This is a genomic window from Acerihabitans sp. TG2, assembly GCF_035013185.1.
GTDB lineage: Bacteria > Pseudomonadota > Gammaproteobacteria > Enterobacterales > Enterobacteriaceae > Acerihabitans.
Map to the genome: position 1 here is coordinate 12,124 of NZ_JAYGJO010000007.1, position 24,200 is coordinate 36,323.

Annotated in this window: 26 protein-coding genes and 1 riboswitch; of the genes, 17 read left to right on the top strand and 9 right to left on the bottom strand. The window is 54.1% G+C overall.

What is annotated here, in order from left to right; all coding sequences use genetic code 11:
• Positions 1–56: 56 nt before the first annotated feature.
• Entirely contained in the window at positions 57–848 is a 792-nt protein-coding gene (gene modE / locus SJI19_RS08255) for a molybdenum-dependent transcriptional regulator (protein WP_323477784.1), read from the bottom strand.
• Between the two features lie 221 nt (positions 849–1,069).
• Between modE and SJI19_RS08260 the strand changes: the two genes are divergently transcribed.
• The 3 genes from SJI19_RS08260 to ddlA all read left to right on the top strand — a co-directional run bounded on the left by SJI19_RS08260 (position 1,070) and on the right by ddlA (position 3,280).
• The gene (locus SJI19_RS08260) at positions 1,070–1,249 is read left to right on the top strand and encodes an AcrZ family multidrug efflux pump-associated protein (protein WP_323477929.1); all 180 of its coding nucleotides are present in this window, start codon (positions 1,070–1,072) and stop codon (positions 1,247–1,249) included.
• A gap of 331 nt (positions 1,250–1,580) precedes the next feature.
• Positions 1,581–1,955 carry a hypothetical protein gene (locus SJI19_RS08265; RefSeq protein ID WP_323477785.1) on the top strand — a complete coding sequence of 125 codons (375 nt, stop codon included), beginning with the start codon at positions 1,581–1,583 and terminating at the stop codon, positions 1,953–1,955.
• A 215-nt stretch (positions 1,956–2,170) separates the two neighbouring features.
• Positions 2,171–3,280 (top strand): D-alanine--D-alanine ligase, encoded by a 1,110-nt coding sequence (ddlA, locus tag SJI19_RS08270; RefSeq protein ID WP_323477786.1) that lies wholly within the window; start codon positions 2,171–2,173, stop codon positions 3,278–3,280.
• Here the strand turns inward: ddlA and SJI19_RS08275 are convergent.
• A complete protein-coding gene (locus SJI19_RS08275) occupies positions 3,264–3,395 on the bottom strand; it encodes a hypothetical protein (RefSeq protein WP_323477787.1) in 132 nt (43 codons plus the stop codon). The two genes, ddlA and SJI19_RS08275, sit on opposite strands and share 17 nt — an antisense overlap.
• 85 nt (positions 3,396–3,480) lie before the next feature.
• Here SJI19_RS08275 and modA point away from each other — a divergent pair, with 85 nt between their 5' ends.
• The 3 genes from modA to modC are packed head-to-tail and all read left to right on the top strand — an operon-like array spanning position 3,481 to position 6,004.
• The gene (modA, locus tag SJI19_RS08280) at positions 3,481–4,260 is read left to right on the top strand and encodes a molybdate ABC transporter substrate-binding protein (RefSeq protein ID WP_323477788.1); all 780 of its coding nucleotides are present in this window, start codon (positions 3,481–3,483) and stop codon (positions 4,258–4,260) included.
• Positions 4,257–4,946 (top strand): molybdate ABC transporter permease subunit, encoded by a 690-nt coding sequence (modB, locus tag SJI19_RS08285; RefSeq protein ID WP_323477930.1) that lies wholly within the window; start codon positions 4,257–4,259, stop codon positions 4,944–4,946. Before modA ends, modB begins: the two co-directional genes overlap by 4 nt.
• Positions 4,946–6,004, top strand: a complete 1,059-nt coding sequence (gene modC, locus SJI19_RS08290) for a molybdenum ABC transporter ATP-binding protein ModC (RefSeq protein WP_323477789.1) — start codon at positions 4,946–4,948, stop codon at positions 6,002–6,004. The genes modB and modC overlap by 1 nt, the downstream gene beginning before the upstream one ends.
• Before the next feature lie 58 nt (positions 6,005–6,062).
• Here modC and SJI19_RS08295 read toward each other — a convergent pair whose 3' ends face one another.
• Positions 6,063–6,884 (bottom strand): pyridoxal phosphatase, encoded by an 822-nt coding sequence (locus SJI19_RS08295; protein WP_323477790.1) that lies wholly within the window; start codon positions 6,882–6,884, stop codon positions 6,063–6,065.
• 174 nt (positions 6,885–7,058) lie between these two features.
• On the opposite strand from SJI19_RS08295, the gene pgl reads away from it, so the two are divergent.
• Positions 7,059–8,054, top strand: a complete 996-nt coding sequence (gene pgl, locus SJI19_RS08300) for a 6-phosphogluconolactonase (protein ID WP_323477791.1) — start codon at positions 7,059–7,061, stop codon at positions 8,052–8,054.
• Between the two features lie 96 nt (positions 8,055–8,150).
• On the opposite strand, the gene SJI19_RS08305 is transcribed toward pgl, so the two are convergent.
• The 4 genes from SJI19_RS08305 to bioA all read right to left on the bottom strand — a co-directional run bounded on the left by SJI19_RS08305 (position 8,151) and on the right by bioA (position 11,851).
• The gene (locus SJI19_RS08305) at positions 8,151–8,633 is read right to left on the bottom strand and encodes a kinase inhibitor (protein WP_323477792.1); all 483 of its coding nucleotides are present in this window, start codon (positions 8,631–8,633) and stop codon (positions 8,151–8,153) included.
• Between the two features lie 12 nt (positions 8,634–8,645).
• Complete coding sequence (locus SJI19_RS08310; protein WP_323477793.1) at positions 8,646–9,326, bottom strand: type 1 glutamine amidotransferase domain-containing protein; 681 nt, start codon at positions 9,324–9,326, stop codon at positions 8,646–8,648.
• 83 nt (positions 9,327–9,409) lie between these two features.
• Positions 9,410–10,456, bottom strand: coding sequence for an NADP-dependent oxidoreductase (locus tag SJI19_RS08315; RefSeq protein ID WP_323477794.1), 1,047 nt, complete (start codon positions 10,454–10,456; stop codon positions 9,410–9,412).
• A gap of 105 nt (positions 10,457–10,561) precedes the next feature.
• A complete protein-coding gene (bioA, locus tag SJI19_RS08320) occupies positions 10,562–11,851 on the bottom strand; it encodes an adenosylmethionine--8-amino-7-oxononanoate transaminase (protein WP_323477931.1) in 1,290 nt (429 codons plus the stop codon).
• Positions 11,852–11,955: 104 nt separating this feature from the next.
• Between bioA and bioB the strand changes: the two genes are divergently transcribed.
• The 4 genes from bioB to bioD are packed head-to-tail and all read left to right on the top strand — an operon-like array spanning position 11,956 to position 15,580.
• Positions 11,956–12,993, top strand: coding sequence for a biotin synthase BioB (bioB, locus tag SJI19_RS08325; protein ID WP_323477795.1), 1,038 nt, complete (start codon positions 11,956–11,958; stop codon positions 12,991–12,993).
• A complete protein-coding gene (gene bioF / locus SJI19_RS08330) occupies positions 12,993–14,150 on the top strand; it encodes an 8-amino-7-oxononanoate synthase (RefSeq protein WP_323477796.1) in 1,158 nt (385 codons plus the stop codon). Before bioB ends, bioF begins: the two co-directional genes overlap by 1 nt.
• Positions 14,128–14,889 carry a malonyl-ACP O-methyltransferase BioC gene (gene bioC / locus SJI19_RS08335; protein WP_323477797.1) on the top strand — a complete coding sequence of 254 codons (762 nt, stop codon included), beginning with the start codon at positions 14,128–14,130 and terminating at the stop codon, positions 14,887–14,889. The genes bioF and bioC overlap by 23 nt, the downstream gene beginning before the upstream one ends.
• On the top strand, positions 14,882–15,580 hold the full coding sequence (gene bioD, locus SJI19_RS08340; protein ID WP_323477798.1) for a dethiobiotin synthase: 699 nt from the start codon (positions 14,882–14,884) through the stop codon (positions 15,578–15,580). The genes bioC and bioD overlap by 8 nt, the downstream gene beginning before the upstream one ends.
• 207 nt (positions 15,581–15,787) lie before the next feature.
• On the opposite strand, the gene SJI19_RS08345 is transcribed toward bioD, so the two are convergent.
• Positions 15,788–16,498, bottom strand: a complete 711-nt coding sequence (locus tag SJI19_RS08345) for an ATP-binding cassette domain-containing protein (protein WP_323477799.1) — start codon at positions 16,496–16,498, stop codon at positions 15,788–15,790.
• Positions 16,499–17,500: 1,002 nt separating this feature from the next.
• Here SJI19_RS08345 and uvrB point away from each other — a divergent pair.
• Positions 17,501–19,510, top strand: a complete 2,010-nt coding sequence (uvrB, locus tag SJI19_RS08350) for an excinuclease ABC subunit UvrB (RefSeq protein WP_323477800.1) — start codon at positions 17,501–17,503, stop codon at positions 19,508–19,510.
• Between the two features lie 19 nt (positions 19,511–19,529).
• Here uvrB and yvcK read toward each other — a convergent pair whose 3' ends face one another.
• Complete coding sequence (gene yvcK / locus SJI19_RS08355; protein WP_323477801.1) at positions 19,530–20,441, bottom strand: uridine diphosphate-N-acetylglucosamine-binding protein YvcK; 912 nt, start codon at positions 20,439–20,441, stop codon at positions 19,530–19,532.
• A gap of 296 nt (positions 20,442–20,737) precedes the next feature.
• Positions 20,738–20,878: riboswitch (molybdenum cofactor riboswitch) on the top strand.
• On the opposite strand from yvcK, the gene moaA reads away from it, so the two are divergent.
• The 5 genes from moaA (at position 20,870) to SJI19_RS08380 (ending at position 23,917) form a co-directional block, all read left to right on the top strand.
• Entirely contained in the window at positions 20,870–21,856 is a 987-nt protein-coding gene (moaA, locus tag SJI19_RS08360) for a GTP 3',8-cyclase MoaA (RefSeq protein WP_323477802.1), read from the top strand. (Overlaps the previous riboswitch by 9 nt.)
• A gap of 20 nt (positions 21,857–21,876) precedes the next feature.
• A complete protein-coding gene (gene moaC, locus SJI19_RS08365) occupies positions 21,877–22,359 on the top strand; it encodes a cyclic pyranopterin monophosphate synthase MoaC (RefSeq protein WP_323477803.1) in 483 nt (160 codons plus the stop codon).
• On the top strand, positions 22,356–22,601 hold the full coding sequence (gene moaD, locus SJI19_RS08370) for a molybdopterin synthase sulfur carrier subunit (RefSeq protein ID WP_323477804.1): 246 nt from the start codon (positions 22,356–22,358) through the stop codon (positions 22,599–22,601). The genes moaC and moaD overlap by 4 nt, the downstream gene beginning before the upstream one ends.
• A 1-nt stretch (position 22,602) precedes the next feature.
• Positions 22,603–23,064 (top strand): molybdopterin synthase catalytic subunit MoaE, encoded by a 462-nt coding sequence (gene moaE, locus SJI19_RS08375; protein WP_323477805.1) that lies wholly within the window; start codon positions 22,603–22,605, stop codon positions 23,062–23,064.
• Between the two features lie 127 nt (positions 23,065–23,191).
• Positions 23,192–23,917: a Bax inhibitor-1/YccA family protein gene (locus SJI19_RS08380; protein WP_323477806.1), complete on the top strand. Its 726-nt coding sequence runs from the start codon at positions 23,192–23,194 to the stop codon at positions 23,915–23,917.
• Positions 23,918–24,200 lie beyond the last annotated feature (283 nt).

Here is a 24,200-nt window from a genome sequence, read left to right on the forward strand (position 1 = left end):
ACTTATGACGTCAGCATCTTAATTTTATCGGTGCATGTCAATTAACTGCGTGGTTTTTAGCATAGCGTGGCGATGATCACCTGGTCGGCGTTAAAATATGCTGTTACCGGTAGGCCTTCCGACAAATGTTGGCTGGCAGCCGTGCTTTTGTCCAGGGTGGCGCATAATGTTTCTCCGCCGGAAAGCGCGATCAGCACTTCGACCGAATCGTCACCGGACTGCATGTGCGTCAAGGTCCCTGGCAGAATATTATCGGCCAGCGTGGGGGCTACCGGGCCGTTGCACACCGATACCCACGGTGCCTTGATGAGCGCCAGAACCTCTTTGCCCGGGACCAGCCCAAGTCGCTCGGCACTTTGCTGTGTCAATGCTACCGCGAGACGGGTCTGCCCATCGGCCAGCAGGATATCGACATGCTGCTGCACCTGTTGGTGGCTGCGGGTGAGTACGGTACCGAAAAATTGGTTACGGGCGCTGGTTTGCAAAGAAAAACGGGAGATGGCCGCCAGCAGGCTATCGAGAGGTAGGTTGTCCTCTTGCAGCACGTCAAATGCTTTTTGCTGGATTTGACAGAGCAAATCGTAAAGTTGCAGCAGCCGCTGCGCATACCGGGTCAGGGTTGCACCGCCGCCACCTTTGCCGCCGGTGGCTCTTTCAACCAGCGTCTGCTCCGCCAAATCGTTCATGCTGCTGATCGCATCCCAGGCGCTTTTATAGCTGATCCCTGCCAGTTTGGCTCCCTGGCTGATAGAGCCGGTATGGTGAATTTGTTTCAGCAAGGCAATGCGCCGGGGATCGGCAAACAGACGTTGCTGGAGTTTCATGGTTAAGAGTATTTCGGCCTGCATACAATCTGCCTTGTGATGAATGAGTTACGCTGCGGGGCATCGCCTGGGCTGGTTGCAGCAATTGTCGCCGATCTTGGCCTGGTGGGCAAACCAACCGCTACCGGAAGTGCGTTTTGTGCAAGCAATAACATAAAATGCTTAAATGGCGGTGCCAAAAACTGTTATAAAGAGGAATCAGTATAGCAAAATCCGTAGAGCAACCGCGTTTACGCGAGGTGATGATGATTGAATTATTGGAAAGTTTGATATTGGTCGTGCTGTTGGTGCCGGTGGTGATGGCCATCATTTTGGGTTCAATCTACGGCTTGGGCGAGCTGTTTAATCTGATTTCCACCCTTGGCAAGCCAAAAGGCCGACACGACGAGCAAGACGCTAAAAAAACGGGGCTTGACGTCCGTTAAACCGGCACTGAGGCGGGCGTGAGGGTTGCACATATCAGCACCTTCCTCCGCTTTTTTTTTGCAACGTAAATTATGCAGGGTGTAAATAATCATTTATTCACCTCCACAGTAGCAACCTCCCCATGCTCGCCCTTCACATACCAACAGCCCTTAATGCGCTGATGCCTTGACGCTAAGCGGTATATATTGAGTAAGTGTTTAGTCTTGTACTCTGGTTCGACGCTATAAAAAAATATAAAATTGACGGAAGGATTTCTTATTCGCATCACCAGATATCATCGGTTTGGTGGACGTCTTTTATAATAAAATAATAGTCTGGAGAAAAGACGCTATGAGCCATCAACCCTCATTTAATCAGATCAAAAAAACAATACTTACGCTGCTTGATCACCCTATAACCGCTGGTGATGTCTGTTTAAATACTGCGGATAACATCAATTATGATCTTATTTATAAAGAACGTATTGAAAAATTATTTACCGGTTTTAGGGATATCGCCAACGCCATTGATTTGAACGATCAGCAGGAAATTCATCGTGCGTTATTACAGGCCAAACTGCGTGCCATGTCACTGACCAGTTTTTTTACCGCCCTGGAAGATGATTGTATCAGCCTGCTGTTGCACTATCCGCCACCTTCATTGAGCTGCCATACTTCCGCTACCGATGAGGCCTCGGCGACGCATTCCCGGCTCCCTCCGCGTTAGCCACGCCCGCAGTAACCCGCCAACGCAATGTGCCCAACCACACGCCGGCATATTCCTTCGACGTTCTTAAGGTCATTCGCATAGGTCGGGGCGGTGTCGCGGTTAAACCAAAAAAATAGGTAACCGGCGTTAAACCAGGCTTTACTTGCTCTTCACCGGCTAATACTCTGTTGACATTAAAGTGACATTTTACCCTAGCGACCAAAGAGGATGTAATGGAACAACCGGTAAACGTTAAACAACGGCTGGCAGTATTGTTTGGCGGGCAATCAACCGAGCATGAGGTCTCGTTGAGGTCGTCGATTAACATTATCAATGCGGTGGATCGGCAAAAATTTGATCTGACGTTGATTGGCGTTGATAAACAGGGCCGCTGGACGCTTTGTAATGAGGCCGATTACCTGATTCATCCTGACGATCCGGCTCGAGTCAAACTTGCCCCCTCCACACGTTATTTGGCGGTGGTGCCGGGACATAATACTGCTCAGTTGATCGATATCACCAGTGGCCAGGCCTTGCCGGCTATTGACGTGGCTTTCTCCGTGCTGCACGGCGCGGCAGGAGAGGATGGTTCGATCCAGGGGCTACTAAGGGTGTTGGACATCCCTTTTGTCGGACCGGACGTGTTGGGTTCTGCGGTGTGCATGGATAAGGATATGACCAAGCGGATATTGCGCGACGCTGGACTGCCGGTGACACCGTCGGTTACGCTGCACCGGTCTGATTGTGCTTCGGTGGATTTTGACGCCATTGCGGGCGCGCTGGGCTTACCGCTGTTTATCAAGCCAGCCAGCCAAGGTTCCTCTGTCGGGGTTAGCAAAGTGCAGGATGCGGCCAGTTTCCAGCAGGCGCTGGCGATGGCGTTTACTTTTGATCATAAAGTCCTGGTGGAAACGGCGATCAGCGGTCGTGAAATCGAAACGGCGGTACTGGGCAATGACCAGCCAGGCGTTAGCGTCTGCGGTGAGATACTGGCGAATGACGATTTTTACGCGTACGACACCAAATATCTGAAAGACGGGCAGGCGGGTTTATTGATTCCGGCACCGTTGGACGGCGATATCAGCGAAGATATTCGCCGTATTGCCCTGGCGGCTTTTAAGGTGCTGGGTTGTGCGGTGATGGCCCGGGTAGATTTTTTCCTGACTCACCAGCAGGAAATTATCCTCAACGAAGTCAATACCATTCCGGGGTTCACCTCTATCAGCATGTACCCCAAACTGTGGGAAGCCAGCGGTCTGGATTACCCGCAGTTAGTGGATCGGCTTATTACGCTGGCCCTCGAACGCGCCCATTGTGCGGCGGATATCAAAACCGACCGTTAGCCCACCGGTGGTTCATTGAGCCGGTGGTACCGTCCACCGGCGGTTTATTGAGCTGAAGGTCCTGTCCATCGGCGACGGACGACAGCAGCAGCGGTTTTCCTCGGTTTTTCGGCAAGACGCGGTTACACCTTACAAAAAGTAATGACAAATAGGGTTATGCGTTATATTATTTTTTTTATAACGAATATCACAGGTGAACTATGAATACGCAAACTTTCAAATGGATAGCCGGAGCGGTTCTGACCGCTGGACTCAGTTTCCAAGCGTTTTCCGCGTCGGCGGCCGACAAGGTGACGGTGTTTGCCGCCGCCTCGTTGACCAACGCTATGCAGGACATAGCCAAAAATTACCAACATGACCACAAGGTCGAGATCGTCACCTCTTTTGCCTCATCCTCCACCTTGGCTCGGCAAATAGAACAGGGCGCGCCGGCCAATCTGTTTATCTCCGCCGATCAGCAGTGGATGAACTATGCGCAAAACAAGCAGCAGATTGTCACTGAAACCCGTTATACCCTGCTGGGCAATGAATTGGTGCTGATCGCCCCCAAGAACAGCACGCTGAAACCTTTCAAAATTGATAAGCAGACCGATTGGACTGCGTTGCTCGATGGCCATAAATTGGCGGTCGGCGACCCGGATCATGTTCCGGCGGGCATCTACGCTAAGGAAGCGCTGAAAAGTCTCGGTGCCTGGGAGCAACTGGCGCCGGTTATGGCCAGGGCCAATGATGTGCGTGCTGCGCTGGCGCTAGTCGTGCGCCAAGAAGTGCCGCTGGGCATCGTTTATGGATCAGACGCCATTGCCAGCCAGGGTGTCAAAGTGGTGGCGACGTTCCCGGAAGACAGCCACAAGCCGGTTGAATATCCCATGGCGTTAATCAAGGACAATAGCACTCCAGCGGCCAAAGCGTTTTATGACTATCTTAAAACGCCAGCAGCGGCGGCAGTGTTTAAACAGTACGGTTTTACCCCAAGATAATGCTGAGCGAGTATGAATGGCAGGCGGTGGCCCTGAGTCTGAAAGTCTCTTTATTGGCCGTCGCCTGCAGTTTGCCTTTTGGTATCTTGGTGGCCTGGGTCCTGGTCCGTCGCCGGTTTCCCGGCAAAGCGCTGTTGGATGGCATTATCCACCTACCGTTGGTATTGCCGCCGGTGGTGATTGGGTATCTGTTGCTTATTGCCATGGGTCGACGGGGCATTATTGGCTCATGGCTTTACTCGCTGACCGGTTTTAGCTTTAGTTTTAGCTGGCGCGGTGCAGCGCTGGCCTCAGCGGTGGTGGCCTTTCCCCTGATGGTGCGCGCTATCCGCATGTCGCTTGAGGCTGTTGATTTGCGTCTAGAGCAGGCTGCCCGTACCCTTGGCGCCGGACCGTGGCGGGTATTTTTCACTATTACCCTGCCGTTGTCTTTTCCCGGCATCGTGGTGGGTACGGTTCTGGCCTTTGCCCGGTCATTGGGTGAGTTTGGTGCGACCATCACCTTTGTTTCCAATATTCCCGGCGAAACCCGTACTATCCCTTTGGCTATGTATACGTTGATCGAAACTCCCGGCGCCGAGTCGGCGGCGGCACGTTTGTGCGTCTTGGCGATTATATTATCCCTGGCATCACTGTTGATTGCTGACGGGTTAGCAAACTGGGGACGCAAAAGGCTGGGTGGCTGATGCTACAAATCGATATTAGCCAACGGCTGGGGGACATGACCCTGGAGGTGGCGGCTGACGTACCTGCTCGCGGCATTACTGCTGTCTTTGGCGTGTCTGGTGCCGGAAAAACTTCGTTAATCAATGCGATAGTCGGCCTTACCCGCCCACAACGGGGCCATGTTATTCTCAACGGCCGTCCCTTGTTCTCCACTGAGCCGCGCATTTTCCTACCGCCAGAAAAACGACGGGTCGGCTATGTTTTTCAGGATGGCCGGTTGTTTCCGCATTATCGTGTGCGGGGTAATTTGTTCTACGGCATGGCAGCTTCGATGCGTCCGCAGTTTGATGCCATTGTTGATTTGCTGGGGATTGAGCATCTGCTGGGACGTTTCCCCATCACGCTTTCCGGTGGTGAAAAACAGCGAGTGGCTATTGGCCGTGCCCTGTTGAGCGCCCCGGAAATTTTGCTGATGGATGAGCCACTGGCCTCGCTGGATTTGCCGCGCAAACGCGAGCTGCTACCCTATTTGGAACGGCTGGCCAAAGAGGTGGAAATCCCCATTATATACGTAAGCCATAGCATGGAAGAGATCCTGCAACTGGCGGAGCGTGTGTTGATTTTGGATAACGGCAAGGTAAAAGCGTTCGGTAAACTCGAAGAAGTCTGGGCCAGTCGGGCGCTACGGCCCTGGCTGCCCCGCGAGGAACAAAGCAGTGTGGTGCGGGTTAGTGTGGGTGAACAGCATCCAGATTATGCCATGACCGCCCTGATGCTGGGTCAGCAACGGTTGTGGGTAAGCCGGGTGCCGTTGCCTGTCGGTACACCGCTGCGCATTCAGGTCGCTGCGGCGGATATTTCACTGGTTCCGGTGCCCCCTCCGCTCAGCAGCATCCGCAATATATTACCCGCCACGGTGTGCGAATGCCTGACGGTGGGTGACCAGGTTGAGGTACGTCTGGATATCGATGGTCATACGCTATGGGCGCGAGTAAGCCCCTGGGCGCGCGATGAGCTGGGGCTTAATGCGGGGTTGGCGCTGTATGCGCAAATCAAGAGCGTGTCGATTAACCCGTAAAATAGGTAATGCGTCGTAAAACGGGTAACGCGTAAAACCGGTAGCCTGTAAGCTCGGGTTATCCTAATATCCGCTGGTAGAGAAAATCAGCAATGGATGGCGTTTCGTTATCGCCGATGGTGACGTTGGCTCTAGCCTTAATCGCGTCATCGCTGTTGCCCATGGCAACGCCGAGGCCTGCGGCTTCGAGCATGCTCAAGTCGTTAAAGTTATCGCCAAACGCCACCACCTGCGCCATGGAAAGTCCCTCTGATTCGACCCAATGCTGTAGCAGTTTACCTTTGCTGTTGCCGGTCTGGGTGATATCGACCTGATCGTGCCAGGACCATTCGCATGACAACCCCATCTCTTGTTCTACTGTGCTGGCGAAGGTGCGCAGCGTAGGGATATCGGGATAGGACGTGGCAAATTTCCAGATGCACTGGCTTTGTTGTGCCGCGTCAAGCAGGCTTTCCACCTGAAGCAGATTAGGGCGTTGCGCCTCGGGCAGGGTTTGCGCCCAGGCCAGGGAACGGATCACGTGATCGCTAGGCTGTTCATAGATCATGGCGTCATCCACATAAATCAAACCGTGAATATCAAACTCTTTGAGCAGCTCAAGCACGCGCTTGGTCTGTTTTTTCTCCAAAGGATTCGCGGTGATTACTTTCTTATCCTGATAATTATATAAGTAAGTACCATTGCAGCAGATGGCGGGCGTATCAAGTTGCAGAGCCTGATAAAACGGATGGATTGCCACGTGATGACGGCCGGTGACTACCACCACTTTGATCCCGGCTGCCCGGGCATCGGCTAGGGCTTTAAGCGATTCGGGCAGGATACGTTTTTGCTGGTTCAGCAAGGTACCATCCAGATCCAGGGCGATTACGCGATAGGTCATAGTTATCTCATTTTGCGGAGTAAAAGTCATGCCAGATAGTACACTGTATGTTGAGCGGCGAAAACGGCGAAAAATATCATGGATAACACACAACAACAGTGAGATGCTTAATAAAGGCATCGTTTATTACTCGCCATTAACCTATATCCTGCATAATTTTCATAAGGAGAACCCATGAAGCAGATCGTCTATGTTGCCAGTCCCGAAAGTCAGCAACTGCATGTGTGGCAAATGGATAATGAGGGTCTGCTGACCCTGCTGCAGGTGGTGGAAACCCCAGGTCAGGGGCAGCCCATTGCTATTAGCCCGACCAAGAGCCATCTTTACCTGGGCGTGCGCCCCGCCTTTGGCGTGGTCAGCTATGAAATAGATGATCAGGGCCGGTTGACCGAAGCGGGCATGGCACCGCTACCGGGCAGCCCAACCCACTTATCGACCGATCTGCAAGGCCGTTTTCTGTTTTGCGCGTCCTATAGCAAAAGCTGCGTCAGTGTGAGTCCCATCGATGAACAAGGTCTCGCCGGCGCGCCGATTCAGGTGATCGAGGAATTGACCAATTGCCATTCCGCTAATATTGATCCCACGAATCAGATATTGTGGGTGCCTTGCCTGAAAGAAGATCGCATTCGTTTGTTTACGCTCGCCCGCGACGGCAATTTACAGCCTTGCCAGCCGGAAGCGGTAGATACGGTGACCGGGGCCGGTCCACGGCACATGGTGTTCCATCCACATCAGCCTTACGCTTATGGCGTCAATGAGCTTAACAGTACGGTGAACGTGTATGCCTTGGACCAAACGGGCGGCGCGCCACGTATTATCCAGACCCTGGATAGTATGCCGAAAGGCTTTACTGATACCCGCTGGGCGGCGGATATCCATATCACCCCGGACGGACGTTATCTTTTCAGTTGCGATCGTACGGCCAGTGTGATCACCCGGTATGCGGTATCGCAAGATGGTAGCACTCTCGAGGTACTTGGGCACCAGGACACCGAAACCCAGCCACGGGGTTTTAATATTGATTCCCAGGGTCATTATCTGGTGGCTGCCGGGCAAAAATCACAGCATGTGGCGGTCTATCGTATTGACGCGCAGACGGGAGAGCTTACTGCGCTGGAACGTTATCCGGTAGGGCAGGGGCCGATGTGGGTGGCGATGCTCGACCTGTAAGCGGCGGACTCTGACTTGGTGCTATTGCGCCCGACCACACGGTGCTATCAGCGTTGGCTGCGGCTAAGTCTGATAGCGCCGTGTGAATGTATCAGATCAGTTATAGGTCACAGTGAGCATGGCGTTGCCCAGTGAATGAAAATGGGTATTAAAACCCACCACCGCGCCGCTGGCATGTTCATCCACCTCGATAGACTCGACGTCCAGCGCATGGACGCTAAATTGATAACGATGGGTGTCACCCTGCGGTGGTGCAGCGCCGCCGTAACCCGCTTTACCGAAGTCGGTACGGGTTTGCACCGCAGCAGCAGGTAAACCACCCAGGCCAGAACCGGCGCCCTGAGGCAACGTGCGGGTATCGCCTGGTAAATTGGCCACCAGCCAGTGCCACCAGCCGGAACCGGTCGGGGCATCGGGATCATAAACGGTAATCACAAAACTTTTGGTGCCGGCGGGAACACCGTCCCAGGCCAGGTGAGGCGAGATATTATCCCCGTGATAACCCATGCCATTAAATACATGGCGTTCAGGCATTTTCTGACCCTCTTTCAGGTCATTGCTGGTTAAGGTAAAAGCCATTGCGGTCCTCTGTTAAAAATTAAGTAATTTTAGGATATTTTGTGCGGTGACCGCTGATGAGCCGGGGTTTTGACCAGTGACCAGGTGCCCATCAACAATAGAAAAAGCTTGCCAGTCGTCGACTTTCTCATAATGACCCCCGAGGCGTTTAAGCTCATCTTCCACCAAAAACGGCACGATATGGGTAAGCTGCACGGCGTCTTCTTCGCTATTGCTAAAACCGGTTACCCGCTTATCGGCCACCAGAGGCGTGCCGTCGGGTTTTTTCACATGGCGCAATACGCCGGGAGCGTGGCATACCGCACCTACCGGTTTACCGGCGGCAAAGCTGTGTTCTATCAATGCGATGGAGTGAGGATCTTCTGCCAGGTCCCACAACGGGCCATGTCCGCCAGCATAAAATAGGGCATCAAAAGCGTTGGCGTTCAACGTATCCAGCTTGACGGTATGCGCCAAGGCTTGTTGCCCAGCGCGGTCAGTCGCGAAACGTTCGGTATCCCGCGTTTGTGCACTCGCGTCGTTGCTTTTGGGATCTAACGGCGGTTGGCCGCCCTTTGGTGAAGCCAGCGTCAGTTCGATGCCGGCATCATGAAAAATATAGTAGGGTGCCACCAACTCTTCCAACCAGAAACCAGTGGGTTTACCGGTGTCGCCCAATTTATCGTGAGATGTTAATATTATGGCTACTTTCATGATTTCTCTCCACTATTCTGGCGTGTAAATCAGGTTCATAGACTGTCGTTGCCGACCCTAACATTCTGGCGTGTAAATCAGGTTCATAGGCTGTCGTTGCCGACGCGGACCACCAGCTTGCCAAAATTTTTGCCCTGTAACAGGCCGATAAATGCCTGCTGCGCGTTTTCCAGCCCATCGACGATGTCCTCACGCATCTGTATTTTTCCCTGTTTCACCCACGGCGCCATCACCTGGATAAACTCGTCGTAATGATGCGCGTAGTCTTGCGCGATAATAAAACCCTGGATACGAATGCGCTTACGCAGCAGCAGCCCCATCAGTAGTGACAGACGATCCGGGCCTTCGGGTAACGCCTGCATATTATACTGAGCGATCAGACCACACAGTGGAACGCGCGCAGAGGTATTGAGCAATGGCATTACCGCATCAAAAACCGCCCCACCGACGTTCTCATAATAAATGTCGATCCCGTCAGGGCAGGCCTTTGCCAGGCGTTGGGCAAAATCATCGGCACGGCGGTCGATACAGGTGTCGAAGCCTAAGACTTCTTCGGCATAGCGGCATTTATCCTGGCCGCCCGCGATGCCGACGGTATGGCAGCCTTTGAGTTTTGCTACCTGGCCTACCACCGAACCGACCGCGCCAGTGGCCGCAGCCACCACCAGGGTTTCACCGGTTTTTGGCTGGCCGATATCCATTAAACCCATATAGGCGGTAAATGCCGGCATACCCAATACGCCCAGTGCCCAGGACGGGTGCGCCAACAGGTCGTCATCGAGCTTTTTAAGCGCTTTGCCGTCGGCCAGCGAGTAGTCCTGCCAGCCGCCGTAATTAAGCACCCAATCCCCGGTTTTATAATCCGGGTGTTTGCTCTCGACAACGCGAGATACCGTGCCGGCGCCCATGACCTCGCCGATCGCCACTGGTGCTGAGTAGGACTCGGCGTCGCTCATTCTGCCACGCATGTAAGGATCGAGGGAGAGATACACGGTTCGCAATAACACCTGTCGATCGTCGGGATGCGGCAAATCGGCGGTTTCCAAACGGAGATTATCAGGTACTGGTGCGCCTTTCGGGCGAGAGGCCAGTACGATCCGACGGTTGCTATGGTTGTTCTGCTTCAACATGTTCCTTATGCTCCTATTTTGTTATCAAACTCAGCTTTCAGCATAGTTCATGGTCGATGACCCTGCCCATCGACCCGGCACCACATCATGATCATTTCACCGTTTTCAGGCAATAAAATGCGCGGGCCGATCCAGCGATGCCGTCAGTGTGGTTATCAGTAACGCTAACTGCTCTGGTTGAATACTGTAAGGCGGCATGAGATAAATTAAGCGGCCAAACGGGCGGATCCAGACGCCCTGCGTAACAAAAAAATGCTGTAGCGCCGCCAGATTCACCGCAGTATGGGTTTCCACCACGCCGATAGCGCCTAATACCCGTGCATCAGCCACCTGGTGATGCGCGCGCAGGGGCAAGAGGCCATCGCGCAACTGCTGCTCAATCGCTGCCACCTGCGCCGGCCAATGCCCTTGTTCGAGCAGCGCCAGACTGGCATTAGCCGCAGCGCAGGCCAGTGGATTGGCCATAAACGTGGGGCCATGCATAAAGCACCCTGCTTCGCCATTGCTGACGGTATCGGCCACGTCACGACTCGTCAGCGTCGCGGACAACGTAAGGTAACCACCGGTCAGCGCTTTACCCAAACACATAATATCCGGTGAAATACCCGCATGTTCACAAGCGAATAACCTGCCGGTGCGGCCGAAGCCAGTGGCGATTTCATCCGCGATCAGCAGCACCTGGTGACGATCGCATAATTCACGTACTCGCCGCAGGTAGGTGGGGTGATAAAAACGCATGCCGCCGGCGCCCTGTACAATGGGTTCGAGGATCACCGCCGCGGGTTGCGAGCCATCGGATGCCAACCGGTTGGCCAGTTCGGCGATATCCTCTTCGCGCCATTCGTCGTCAAAACGACAGCTGGGTGCGGCGACGAACTCATGTTGCGGCAAATACCCTTGAAATAATCGATGCATCGAGGTTTGGGGGTCGCATACCGACATCGCCCCGCAGGTATCACCATGATAACCCTGGCGTACCGTCAGCAGGCAACGGCGATCTTCTCCCCGTGCTTGCCAGTACTGCAAGGCCATTTTAATCGCCACCTCAACGGCGACCGAACCGGAATCTGCCAGGAATACACATTCCAGTGGCGCCGGGGTCATGGCGACCAGTCGGCGACATAACGCCACCGCCGCAGGGTGGGTGATGCCGCCGAACATCACGTGGGACATCGCCTGCAATTGTTCAGCGATCGCCTGGTTAATCGCCGGGTGGTTGTAGCCGTGGATCGCGGCCCACCACGAGGACATACCGTCCACCAGGCGTCGGCCATCGGCCAGTTGCAGTTCGTTACCCTCGGCGGCCACCACCGGGTAGCAGGGCAGGGGCGCGGTTATAGACGTATAAGGATGCCAAATATGGCGTCGATCGAAAGCCAAGTCATCAGCAGTCATCATATTACTTGTAAACCTTAATGATCAACATTTGGTTGACAGTATAGCCGCTTGAATTACACTAACGGAACTGTTTTATTCCCTCATATTGAGATGGTCATCCCATGCAAAATTATCCTCACTGGACGTTGCAACAGGCCCAGGCCCTGTTCGATAAACCTTTTATGGATTTGCTGTTTGAAGCCCAGACTGTGCATCGCACGTTTTTCGACCCTAATCAGATTCAGGTGAGCACCTTATTATCCATCAAAACCGGCGCTTGCCCGGAGGATTGTAAATACTGTCCGCAAAGCGCGCGTTATCACACCGGCCTGGACAGCGAGCAATTGATGCAGGTAGAGCAGGTGCTGGCCTCGGCACGCAAAGCCAAGGCGGCCGGTTCGACCCGGTTTTGCATGGGGGCTGCCTGGAAAAATCCGCGCGATCGCGATATGCCTTATTTGGAGCAAATGGTCCGGGGCGTCAAGGAGATGGGCATGGAGACCTGCATGACCCTCGGGATGCTCAGTGATTCCCAAGCGACGAGCTTAGCGTCGGCTGGATTGGATTTTTATAATCATAATCTGGACACGTCGCCGGAATTTTATGGCTCGATCATCACCACCCGCAGTTATCAGGATCGCCTGGATACGCTAGAGAAAGTACGCGGCGCTGGTATTAAAGTTTGCTCAGGTGGGATAGTCGGTCTGGGTGAAACGGTTGCTGATCGCGCCGGGTTGCTGGTGCAGTTGGCCAATTTACCGGTGCCACCGGAAAGTGTGCCCATTAATATGCTGGTTAAGGTCAAGGGCACGCCGCTGGCGGATAATGAGGATGTTGATGCTTTTGATTTTATCCGTACCATCGCGGTGGCACGCATTATGATGCCTCGTTCACACGTTCGTTTGTCGGCGGGGCGCGAGCAAATGAGCGAGCAAACCCAGGCGATGTGTTTCCTGGCGGGCGCCAATTCCCTCTTTTATGGCTGCAAATTGCTCACGACCCCTAATCCGGATGAAGATAAGGATCTCGCGCTGTTTGCCAAGCTCGGATTGAATACACAGCAACACCAAACCGATGCTGGCAACCAGCAGCAGCAACGGCAATGGGTTGAACACTGGCTGGACGCCGATACCGCGTTATATCATAACGCGGCACGCTAATGAACTGGGATGAAAAAATCGAGCGGGGGCTTCAGGATAGGCAACGGACCGATGCCTATCGTCGCCGTATGGCGATAGTCGACGGTAATCAGCGTTTTTTGGCCTATCAAGGGCGCCGTTATCTGAATTTTTCCAGTAACGACTATTTAGGGCTGGCTCGGGATCCCCGCGTGGTTGAGGCCTGGCGGCAGGGGGCGGTACGCCATGGTGTCGGTAGCGGCGGTTCAGGGCACGTTACCGGTTATAGTCTGGTGCACCAGGCGCTGGAACATCGGCTGGCCGATTGGCTGGGCTATGAGCGGGCACTGTTGTTTAGCTCGGGTTACGCCGCCAACCAGGGAATTATTGGCGCGCTGGCGGCCGAAGGGGATCGGATCCTGGCGGATAAACTCAGCCATGCGTCGTTATTGGAGGCGGCTATCCTGTCGCCGGCGCATTTGCGCCGTTTTGCCCATAACGATGCCGCTTCGCTGGCCCGACTGGCCCGGCGTGATGCATCAGGTCATCTGTTGGTGATCACCGAAGGTGTCTTTAGCATGGATGGCGACTGTGCGCCGCTACGTGCTTTAACCGACGTGGCCAGTGTGGCTGGCGGTTGGTTGCTGGTAGACGATGCCCATGGATTTGGCGTGGTGGGCGACCAAGGTAGAGGCAGTGCCTGGCAGCAAGGTTGTCACCCCGAGCTGTTGGTGGTCACTTTCGGCAAAGCCGCCGGGGTTGGCGGCGCGGCGGTGCTCTGCACTGCGCCGGTTGCTGAGTATCTGCTGCAGTATGCGCGCCATCTGATTTACAGCACTGCGCTGCCGCCGGCCCAGGTCTACGCCATCGACGCTGCGGTCAGTGCGATTATCCAGGGCGATGCGTTACGGGAGCAACTGCGGCGCAATATCGCGCGCTTTCGCGCGGGTGTCATCAGCCTGGGGTATACGCCTGGATCCCCCACCAGCGCCATCCAACCGTTGTTGATAGGCGATAATCTGCTGGCGCTGGCGGTGACCGAACGGCTACGCGAACGGGGGTGTTGGCTTACGGCTATCCGACCGCCAACGGTGCCGCCGGGCAGCGCCCGGCTGCGCATTACTCTGACTGCGGCACACCAGAGCGCGGACATCGATGTGTTGCTGGAGGCTCTGAATGCTGCCCGTCACCTCGCATAAACAGCGCATTGCCCGTACATTTGGTCGCGCCGCCGCGAACTATGACCAGCATGCCGGGTTACAGCGCGCCAGCGGCCAGCACCTGATGGCGTTGGTTGGCCCGCGCAGCGGCTGGACGGTATTGGATGCCGGCTGCGGAACGGGTTGGTTCAGCCGGTCATGGCGAGCGCAGGGTAATCAGGTCGTGGCGCTGGATTTGGCACCGGATATGCTGGCGCAGGCGCGCAGTAATGATTCCACGTGCGCCTATCTGGCGGGGGATATCGAACAATTACCGTTGGGAGAGGCTAGCGTGGACATGTGTTTCTCCAACCTTGCGGTGCAGTGGTGTGATGATCTTCCTCGCGCCCTGGCTGAATTTTACCGCGTCACCCGCCCGGGTGGGGTGATTGCCGTCTCGACCCTGGCCGACGGTTCGCTGATGGAACTCCGCCAAGCGTGGTCCAAGGTGGATCAAGGGGTTCATCTTAACCGTTTTTTGACTTCAATGGCCATTGCTCAGGCTTTTGTACCCTATCGCCATCATTTCAGCGCGGCGCGCCTCACGCTGGAATATCCGCAGTTGTCGGCCTTGCTCCATGAATTGAAAGGGGTGGGTGCAGGCCATCTGCGAGATGGGCGTGCTCCGGGGTTGACCAGCCGCTCATGCCTGCAGCGACTCGACGCGGCCTGGACCCGGCATCAGGGCAAGCTTCCACTGAGTTATCAACTTAACTATGGTGTTATTTATCGTGAATAAGCGTTTTTTTATCACCGGCACCGATACCGATATCGGCAAGACCGTGGCGGCCTGCGCCCTGTTGCAGGCCGTCAAGCGCGCAGGCGGCAAGGCTGTCGGTTACAAGCCGGTGGCTGCCGGCTGCCGGGAAACCACTGACGGGCCGCGCAATGACGATGCATTGGCCTTGCTCAGCAACGCCAGTGTGGTGCTGACGTATCGTCAGGTTAACCCGGTGGCGCTGCTGGCGCCGACGTCGCCGCATATCGCCAGCCGCGATGAAAGCCGCGTCATCGATCCGCTGCTGCTCTCGGAGGGTCTACGGGAACTTGAAGGACTGGCACCCTGGGTGATTGTTGAAGGTGCTGGTGGCTGGTTTACGCCGTTAAACGATGATGTTAGTTATGATCAATGGGTCGTGGCTGAACGACTGCCGGTGATCTTGGTGGTTGGGATCAAGCTTGGCTGCATTAACCATGCGTTATTAACGGCCTTGGCGATACGCCAGGCCGGGCTGCCGTTGGTCGGTTGGATAGCTAACGATCTCTCATGCGAGCCGCATCGGCGAACAGAGTACCTGGCGACGCTGCGCCAACAACTAAGGGCGCCGTTGTTGGGTGAAATTCCCTGGCTGACGGATCCGGCCTGCGCCGATCTGGCGGCGTATATCGATTTTCGGACATTATCAGATTGGTTGGTAAAGGAGCAGTAACGGAGTGGTGATGCTGTTTATGGAGCGCCATGGCAGTGAAAAATGGGGCGTGATAGGGAACTATACCCTAAATAGTCCGAGTTACAGGAAAGCCTACTCACCTGTAACGTGGAGAATGGGGATATTAACGCCCTGAATTGCGGCGATATAGGCGATAATGGGTGAATATGGCATAACGAGTCAGTTTTCCCCATCAATGATCTGTCGTTATACCGCCAGATAGGTTTGGATAAGGCTCTCATCCAATTGATCAAGCGGGCCCTGAGCGACATTGCGCCCTGCTTCGAGTAAACAAAACCTATCGCCTGCCTCGGGAGTAAACGGTAACTGCTGCTCCACGACCAACAACGTAAGGCCAAATTCACGCTGCAGACGGTGGATATTATGGCCGATCTCCTCTATTACGGTGGGCTGGGAACCCCCGGTAGGTTCATCGAGGATCAGTAGCTCCGGTTCGAGCACCAGCGCCCGGGCGATAGCTAACTGCTGTTGCCCGCTTTCGCTGAGATCCCCGGCTCGCTGATGACGCATGTTATGCAATACCGGAAATAACTCATACACCATGGCGGGTATCTGACGGGATTTATTCCGACCGGCCAGTAGCGCCACCCGCATATTTTCGTCAACGCTGAGTTGGGAAAACACCTGACGGCCCTGCGGCACATAACCAATTCCCAGTGCTGCGCGCTGCTCAACCGGATGCTGCAGTAAATTCAGCTCCGCTTCGCCGTGCAGATGCCAGGTTATCGATCCACTGGTGATAGGGATATGGCCCATGATGCAGTTGACGAGGGTGCTTTTACCTACCCCGTTACGGCCCAGAACATAGGTGCAATGGCCATGGGGCAACTCTAAGTCGACATCCCACAATATCTGCTTGGGACCATAAAACTGGTTCACCGCGTGCAAACGTAACATAGAATGTCTTCCTCCCTATTATTGATGTTTAATGTCGCATTCGCTACAAACACTTCCCTTCTGAGAACGACTTCTTTTCTAGCAACGACTTCTCTAGCTAGCAACTATCAGGCCAATAGTGTTGCCGGGTGGACCGGTTAATCTCCCCCGTTATCTTTCAGACTGCCGGTGCGTTGACCGTGTTCGTGCATCGCAATCACTTATCTTAGTATGCGCATAGGAATTCACTCAATTGTGCCGGCCTCAAATCAACATCTGATGAGTTTATGATGAACTGTCTTTACCGGGTTGTGGCAGCATAATGACATACCGTCAATGGCTATTTTCCAAACAAACTGCGGCTTATTGCACATTAACGGTGCTGTTGGGCGGTGCGGTGGTGCAATTGCGACTCTAGGCGTGAATAAGGCACTAAACCAGTGCGGCGGGTGGTGATTCAACGTGACGGTGTTTTGGTACAGGGGCAAAAGGGTTAGGTGATTTGGACATAAAAAAAAGCGGTTGAGCGATCAAAAATAGCTAAAAAGACGCAGGTTTGTCATTTAGGTGTCATCAATGTCAGCTTTGTGGAACCCAAGCAGCAAGCGGTGCGGTAAGACTTATCCACTATTCCTGTGGATAACCATGTGCATTAGGTTTAGAAAAGCCGGCGGAAACGAGAGTGGGCGCGGGTTCATAGAGCGTTGCCTGTATTCTCCACGTTTTTTTTAATTGGCAGAAATACAAACAGTTAATTAAAATCAAGCAAATTTGTAAAGTGATGATCGACTTGGTGTCGAATTGCAGCAGTCTTTTACCCTGTGTTAATTTTATAACGATTTATAATAAAATAAGAATGGTGAGGATCCAAAACGATCCCATTTCCTTGGCACTACCGCATCGGCACTTGCGAGTTTCGCCGGAAAGGGTATTATATTACTGGTTTTGTATCCAGTATTCTAAATCCAGACCACCATTCTGTTAACGATATTTTTCTTATGTTGCCCAGAGGTAGTCCAGTAAATGAGTAAAGCCTTTAACCTGCAATCGAGCTTTAAACCTTCCGGCGATCAGCCGGAGGCGATTCGCCATCTTGAAGAAGGGTTACAGGATGGGCTGGCCCATCAGACCTTACTGGGCGTGACGGGATCGGGTAAAACCTTTACCGTGGCGAATGTGATTGCCGATCTTAACCGACCCAGCATGATCCTGGCACCCAACAAGACACTCGCGGCGCAGCTTTATGGCGAAATGAAGGCTTTTTTTCCCGACAATGCGGTTGAGTATTTCGTCTCGTATTATGACTATTACCAGCCGGAAGCCTATGTTCCCAGTTCAGATACCTTTATTGAAAAAGACGCCTCGGTAAACGAGCATATCGAGCAAATGCGCTTATCCGCCACCAAGGCGCTGTTAGAACGCCGGGATGTGATCGTGGTGGCGTCGGTTTCAGCGATTTATGGTTTGGGTGATCCTGACGCCTACCTGAAAATGATGCTGCATCTGACCCGCGGCATGATTATCGATCAACGATCGATATTGCGGCGCCTGTCCGAACTGCAATACACCCGCAACGATCAAGCCTTCCAACGCGGGACCTTTAGGGTACGCGGTGAAGTTATTGATATTTTTCCTGCCGAATCCGATGACATTGCGCTGCGTGTTGAGTTATTTGACGAGGAGGTAGAGCGGCTGTCGTTGTTTGATCCACTTACCGGGCAAGTAGACCAGGTGGTGCCGCGTTATACCATCTATCCCAAGACGCATTATGTCACGCCGCGCGAGCGCCTGCTGCAAGCCATGGAAGATATCAAGGTCGAACTGGCGGATCGTCGTCAGAATTTACTGTCCAGCCATAAATTGGTGGAGGAGCAGCGCCTGTCTCAGCGCACCCAGTTTGATCTGGAAATGATGAATGAGCTGGGCTATTGCTCGGGCATTGAAAACTACTCGCGCTATCTGTCGGGACGTGGACCAGGCGAACCACCGCCAACGCTGTTTGATTACCTGCCCGCCGACGGTCTGCTGATTGTTGATGAATCCCATGTCACCATTCCGCAAATTGGTGGAATGTACCGTGGCGATCGTGCACGCAAAGAGACGCTGGTGGAATATGGTTTCCGTCTGCCTTCGGCGTTGGATAACCGGCCGATGCGGTTTGAAGAATTTGCCGCCCAGGCACCGCAAACGATCTACGTTTCGGCAACGCCGGGCAAATATGAGCTGGAGATGTGCGGTGGGGTGGTAGTCGATCAACTGGTGCGTCCTACTGGCCTGCTCGATCCGCAGATCGAAGTCCGCCCGGTGGGTACTCAGGTGGACGATCTGCTGTCTGAAATCCGCAAGCGGGTGCTGATTAATGAACGGGTGCTGGTGACCACGCTGACCAAACGGATGGCGGAAGATCTGACCGAATATCTGGTCGAGCATGGTGAGCGGGTACGTTATCTGCACTCCGACATTGAAACCGTGGAGCGGGTAGAAATTATCCGTGACCTGCGTCTCGGAGAATTTGATGTTTTGGTTGGCATCAATCTGCTGCGCGAAGGGCTGGATATGCCGGAAGTGTCGCTGGTGGCCATCCTGGATGCGGACAAAGAAGGGTTTTTACGCTCTGAACGTTCGTTAATCCAGACCATCGGCCGAGCTGCGCGCAATCTGAACGGCAAGGCGATTCTGTATGGTGACAAGATCACGCCGTCCATGGCGCGTGCCATTGATGAAACCGAACGACGACGCGTGAAGCAGCATGCCTATAATCAAGAACATGGCATTATTCCGCAGGCGCTGAATAAATCGGTGGCAGATATTATGGAATTGGGCCAATCGCCAGCACATGCTAAACAGAAAAAGCGCAAGGCGATGGAAGCTGCGGCGCATTATGGTGATATGACGCCTAAAGCGTTGGATAAAAAAATCAGCGAGCTGGAGGCTAAAATGCAGGCGCATGCGCAGAATCTCGAATTTGAACAGGCGGCCAGCGTACGCGACGAAATCCATGCCTTGCGTGAGCATTTTATCGCCCTATCCTGAGGTGAACGGCCGGCCTTATTTATCCGAGCGATTGTAGCGCGTCATCTAATGCAGTGCGCAACAACTGCCGATCATGGTGATGAGGCTCATCCATGGCGGCCAGCGGACGCTGGATGATCATCCGATCGGTGACACCGCTCGCGTCACGGGTGGGGCCGATCAGCAGCGCGTCGATCCTGTTGGCTCTGCCGATAGCCTGTTCCATTAGCGCCAGCTTTTGGATGAGACTAAGATTGGCCGCCGCCGGGCTGAGTTCACGGCCTAAGTTATCGATATAGATTAGCGGCACCTGGGTGCGACGCAGTGCTTGGGACAAATCACTCAGCAACAGCAGTGGCATTAGGCTGGTCAAAAAACTGCCGGGACCTATTAGGATAAGGTCTGCGGTGGCGATGGCGTGTAATGCTTCGCGGGTGGCGGGTACCTCAGGGGTTAATCGCAGGTGGGTCGGGAGCACAGTGAGCTGATCCACCGCCATTTCACCGTCGACGGTGGTGCCTGCGGCAGTCACGGCCTGCAGGTCGACTGCATGCTCGGACATGGGGATAAGCAGGGCATCCACCTTTAGTATATTGCGAATCAGGTTGATGGCGTCCAATGGCCGTACGCTGAGATTATCCAGCGCCTTAAGCATCAGGTTGCCCAGATTGTGGCCAGCCAGTTCACCCCGGCCGGTAAAACGGTATTCAAACATGGCCGCTGCGATACTGGGTTGTGCTATCAGCTGATTAAGACAGTTGCGGGTATCGCCCCAGGCGATGCCGCCTTCCGATTGCCGGATCCGTCCGGTTGATCCCCCATTGTCGGTGGTGGTGACAATCCCAGTAAGCCGTGAGCCCAGCGAGGATAACGCCGACATCACACGCCCCAAACCGTGCCCGCCGCCCAGCGTCACTACCCGATCGAGATCGGCCAAACTGCGGTTTCGCATAACGCTCCTCATTATCCTGTTGTCTCGCTTTCATGCTTTAGTGTGCCGGCATGTTGGTCTCGATGCCGATTAAAATAGCCGATCCGGCTATAAATGCAAAATATCAATACACATCCCAAATACCCCCCCGTGCAACAGCGGATAATAGGATGGATTAACCTCCGTCTGGTGATGAATATATTTCGATATATAATTGTTTATACAGCGTAATTTGTATTCACTAGCATGGCGCAGCCTGCTAATAAGGATTACACTATTAATCACTAAGGTTTATTCACGTCACAGTAATGTGGTCGTGCGGAATCGAACTCCTAGCCTCTGTGCCTACGTTGCGGTGTTATGCAATAAGGTATTTTGGCCGTGGCGCAAGCCACCAGGGTGCCAGATGGAAACGTCGGCATCTCCCGAATTTGGAAAGGTGTTAAACGGTGCCACAACTCATTGATGCGTTTGCGCGTAAATTTTATTATTTGCGCCTGTCTGTTACGGACGTTTGTAACTTCCGTTGTACCTATTGTTTGCCCAACGGCTACCGGCCGCACGGCAGTAACAATAATAGCTTCCTGTCGCTTGATGAGATCTGGCGCCTTACTCATGCGTTTGCCGATCTTGGCACGGAGAAGGTGCGCCTGACCGGCGGCGAACCTTCCTTGCGTCGTGATTTTTGCGATATTATTGCGGCAGTACGTTCCCATACGCAGATCAGCACGCTGGCGGTAACCACCAACGGTTATCGGCTGGAGCGCGATATCGCCAGCTGGCGCGAGGCGGGGTTGACTGCATTGAACGTCAGCGTCGACAGTCTTGATTCCCGGCAATTCAAGCTGATCACCGGCCAGGATAAGTTCCGGCAGGTGATGGCGGGTATCGACGCCGCTTTTGCGGCGGGGTTCAGTCAGGTCAAAGTTAACACCGTGCTGATGCGCAATATTAATGACATCCATCTTGATGGGTTCCTGGCCTGGATCAAAACCCGTCCTATCCAACTGCGTTTTATCGAACTGATGGAAACCGGCGACGGTGGTGAATTGTTCCGCTCCCGCCACGTCTCCGGTGAGGTTCTGCGCCGACAACTGATTCCCATGGGTTGGCAACTCCAGCCGCGCGGGCGCACTGACGGCCCGGCACAGGTATTCCGCCACCCCGATTATCAGGGGGAAATTGGGTTGATCATGCCTTACGCCAAGGATTTCTGCGCCGGTTGCAATCGCCTTAGAGTCTCTGCCATGGGTGATCTTCACCTCTGCCTGTTTGGCGAGGACGGTATCCCCCTGCGCGATTTGCTGGCCGATGATGACGGGCTGGAACAACTCAAGGCACGCATCTCCGGCGGTTTGCAGTTAAAAAAACAGACCCATTTTCTTCATCAGGGTAATACCGGCGCCACCCCTAATCTGTCGTTTATCGGCGGTTGACACTCCACAAGGAAACAAACATGCCAACCCTCACACATATTAACGCTAACGGCGAAGCCCATATGGTCGATGTTTCCGCGAAGCAGGAGACCCTGCGCGAAGCCCGTGCCGAAGCGTTCGTGACCATGGCGCCAGCGACGTTAGCCATGATTATTGACGGCCAGCATCACAAAGGGGATGTTTTCGCCACTGCGCGCATCGCCGGCATTCAGGCTGCTAAGCGCACCTGGGAGTTGATCCCGCTGTGCCATCCCCTGGCTCTGAGCAAGGTAGAAGTGCATCTTGACGCGCAGATCGGGTCGGGACGGGTGCGTATCGAAACCCTGTGTCGTCTGACCGGTAAAACCGGTGTAGAGATGGAAGCGCTCACTGCCGCCTCGGTGGCGGCGCTGACCATCTATGACATGTGCAAGGCGGTACAAAAAGATATGATTATCGGTCCGGTGCGACTGTTGGCTAAAAGCGGGGGTAAATCTGGCGACTTCATCGGTGCAGCGTTATGATCACTGTCCTGTTTTTTGCCCAAGTCCGCGAACAGGTTGGCTGCGAGCGAATGGCTTTGGCGTCGGAGTTTACCACCGTTGAGGCGCTACGCCAGTCGTTGGCCGCCCGCGGTGGGAACTGGGCATTGGCACTGGAGCAAGACCGGTTGTTATCGGCGGTAAATCAAGTGTTGGTGGAGGGTGGGCATCCGCTATCGGCTGGCGATGAAGTGGCCTTTTTCCCCCCGGTTACCGGGGGCTAGCATGAGTGACACCCGAATTTATGTCGGCAGCCGACCGTTTGATATGGCCGAAGAATATGCTTGGTTGTCCGCCTGCGATGATGATGGCGCGGTAGTGACGTTTACCGGCAAGGTGCGCAATTACAACCAAGGTGATGACGTCAGTGCCTTGGCGTTAGAACATTATCCAGGCATGACCGAAAGGGCGTTAGAGGAGATTGTTGACCTGGCGCGTCAACGCTGGCCGCTGCAGCGCGTGACGGTTAACCATCGGGTTGGCGAACTGCGGACCGGCGAGCAGATCGTGCTGGTCGGCGTCGCAGCCGGCCACCGCGATGCGGCATTTAATGCTGCCGAATTTATTATGGATTACCTGAAAACCCGCGCGCCGTTCTGGAAGCGCGAGGTGACTGCCCAAGGCAGCCGTTGGGTGGACGCGCGTGATAGCGATAACCAAGCCGCACAGCGCTGGCAAACTCGCTAAAGCCTGATCCTGAGGCGGTTTTTTTTGCTTTTGGCCCTTTATTGCCAACGCTATTTTTGTGGTATGCTATTTAATGGTGGGCCGCTTCCCTGGCCTTTGTTTTATGTTGATCATAAAGGTGACTGTCATGGATCGATTCCCCCGTCCCCAGGGTTCACGCCCCCAGGGGTTAATCGTTGAGCGTGCTGATGCCGGTATCCAGCCATTTATGGCTCAGGTATACGGATGGATGACGTGTGGATTGTTGTTGACTGCTTTTGTCTCCTGGTTTGCCGCACGTACGCCAGCGGTGATGAATCTGATATTCTCCAGCCAAATAACCTTCTTTGGCTTGATTATTGCCCAGTTGGCGTTGGTATTTGTCATTTCCGGTATGGTAAACCGACTCAGCGGCGCAATGGCCACCGGTTTGTTTATGCTCTACTCGGCTCTGACCGGGCTGACGCTGTCCAGTATATTCATCATCTATACCTCTTCGTCTATTGCCGGCACCTTTGTTGTGGCCGGTGGCATGTTCGGGGCGATGACGGTATATGGTTACACCACTAAACGCGATCTTAGCAGCTTTGGTAACCTGTTGTTTATGGCGCTGATCGGCATAGTGCTGGCATCAGTGGTGAACATCTGGTTGAAAAGTACCGCATTGATGTGGGCGGTGACGTATATCGGCGTAGTGGTGTTTGTCGGGTTAACGGCCTATGACACTCAGAAGTTGAAAAGCATGGGTTCGCAGCTTTCCATCGACGACAAGGATGGGTTCCGGAAATATTCCATCGTCGGCGCGCTGACGCTGTATCTGGATTTCATCAATCTGTTCTTGATGTTACTGCGCATCTTTGGCAACCGCCGCTAACCGCTGGCACTGCCCGCACCCCAACACCCCTGCAACCCGAAAGATGAAGTATACCCAATAGCTTTCGGGTTACAGGTAGGCGGCAAGTGAAGGCACTCCGATGAGCTTACTCAAAAAAGTGATTCGGGTGAATGAACGCAGTCAACACCCCTGTAACCCGAAAGATGAAGTATACCCAATAGCTTTCGGGTTACAGGTAGGCGGCAAGTGAAGGCACCCCGATGAGCTTACTCAAAAAAGTGATTCGGGTGAATGAACGCAGCCAACACCCCTGTAACCCGAA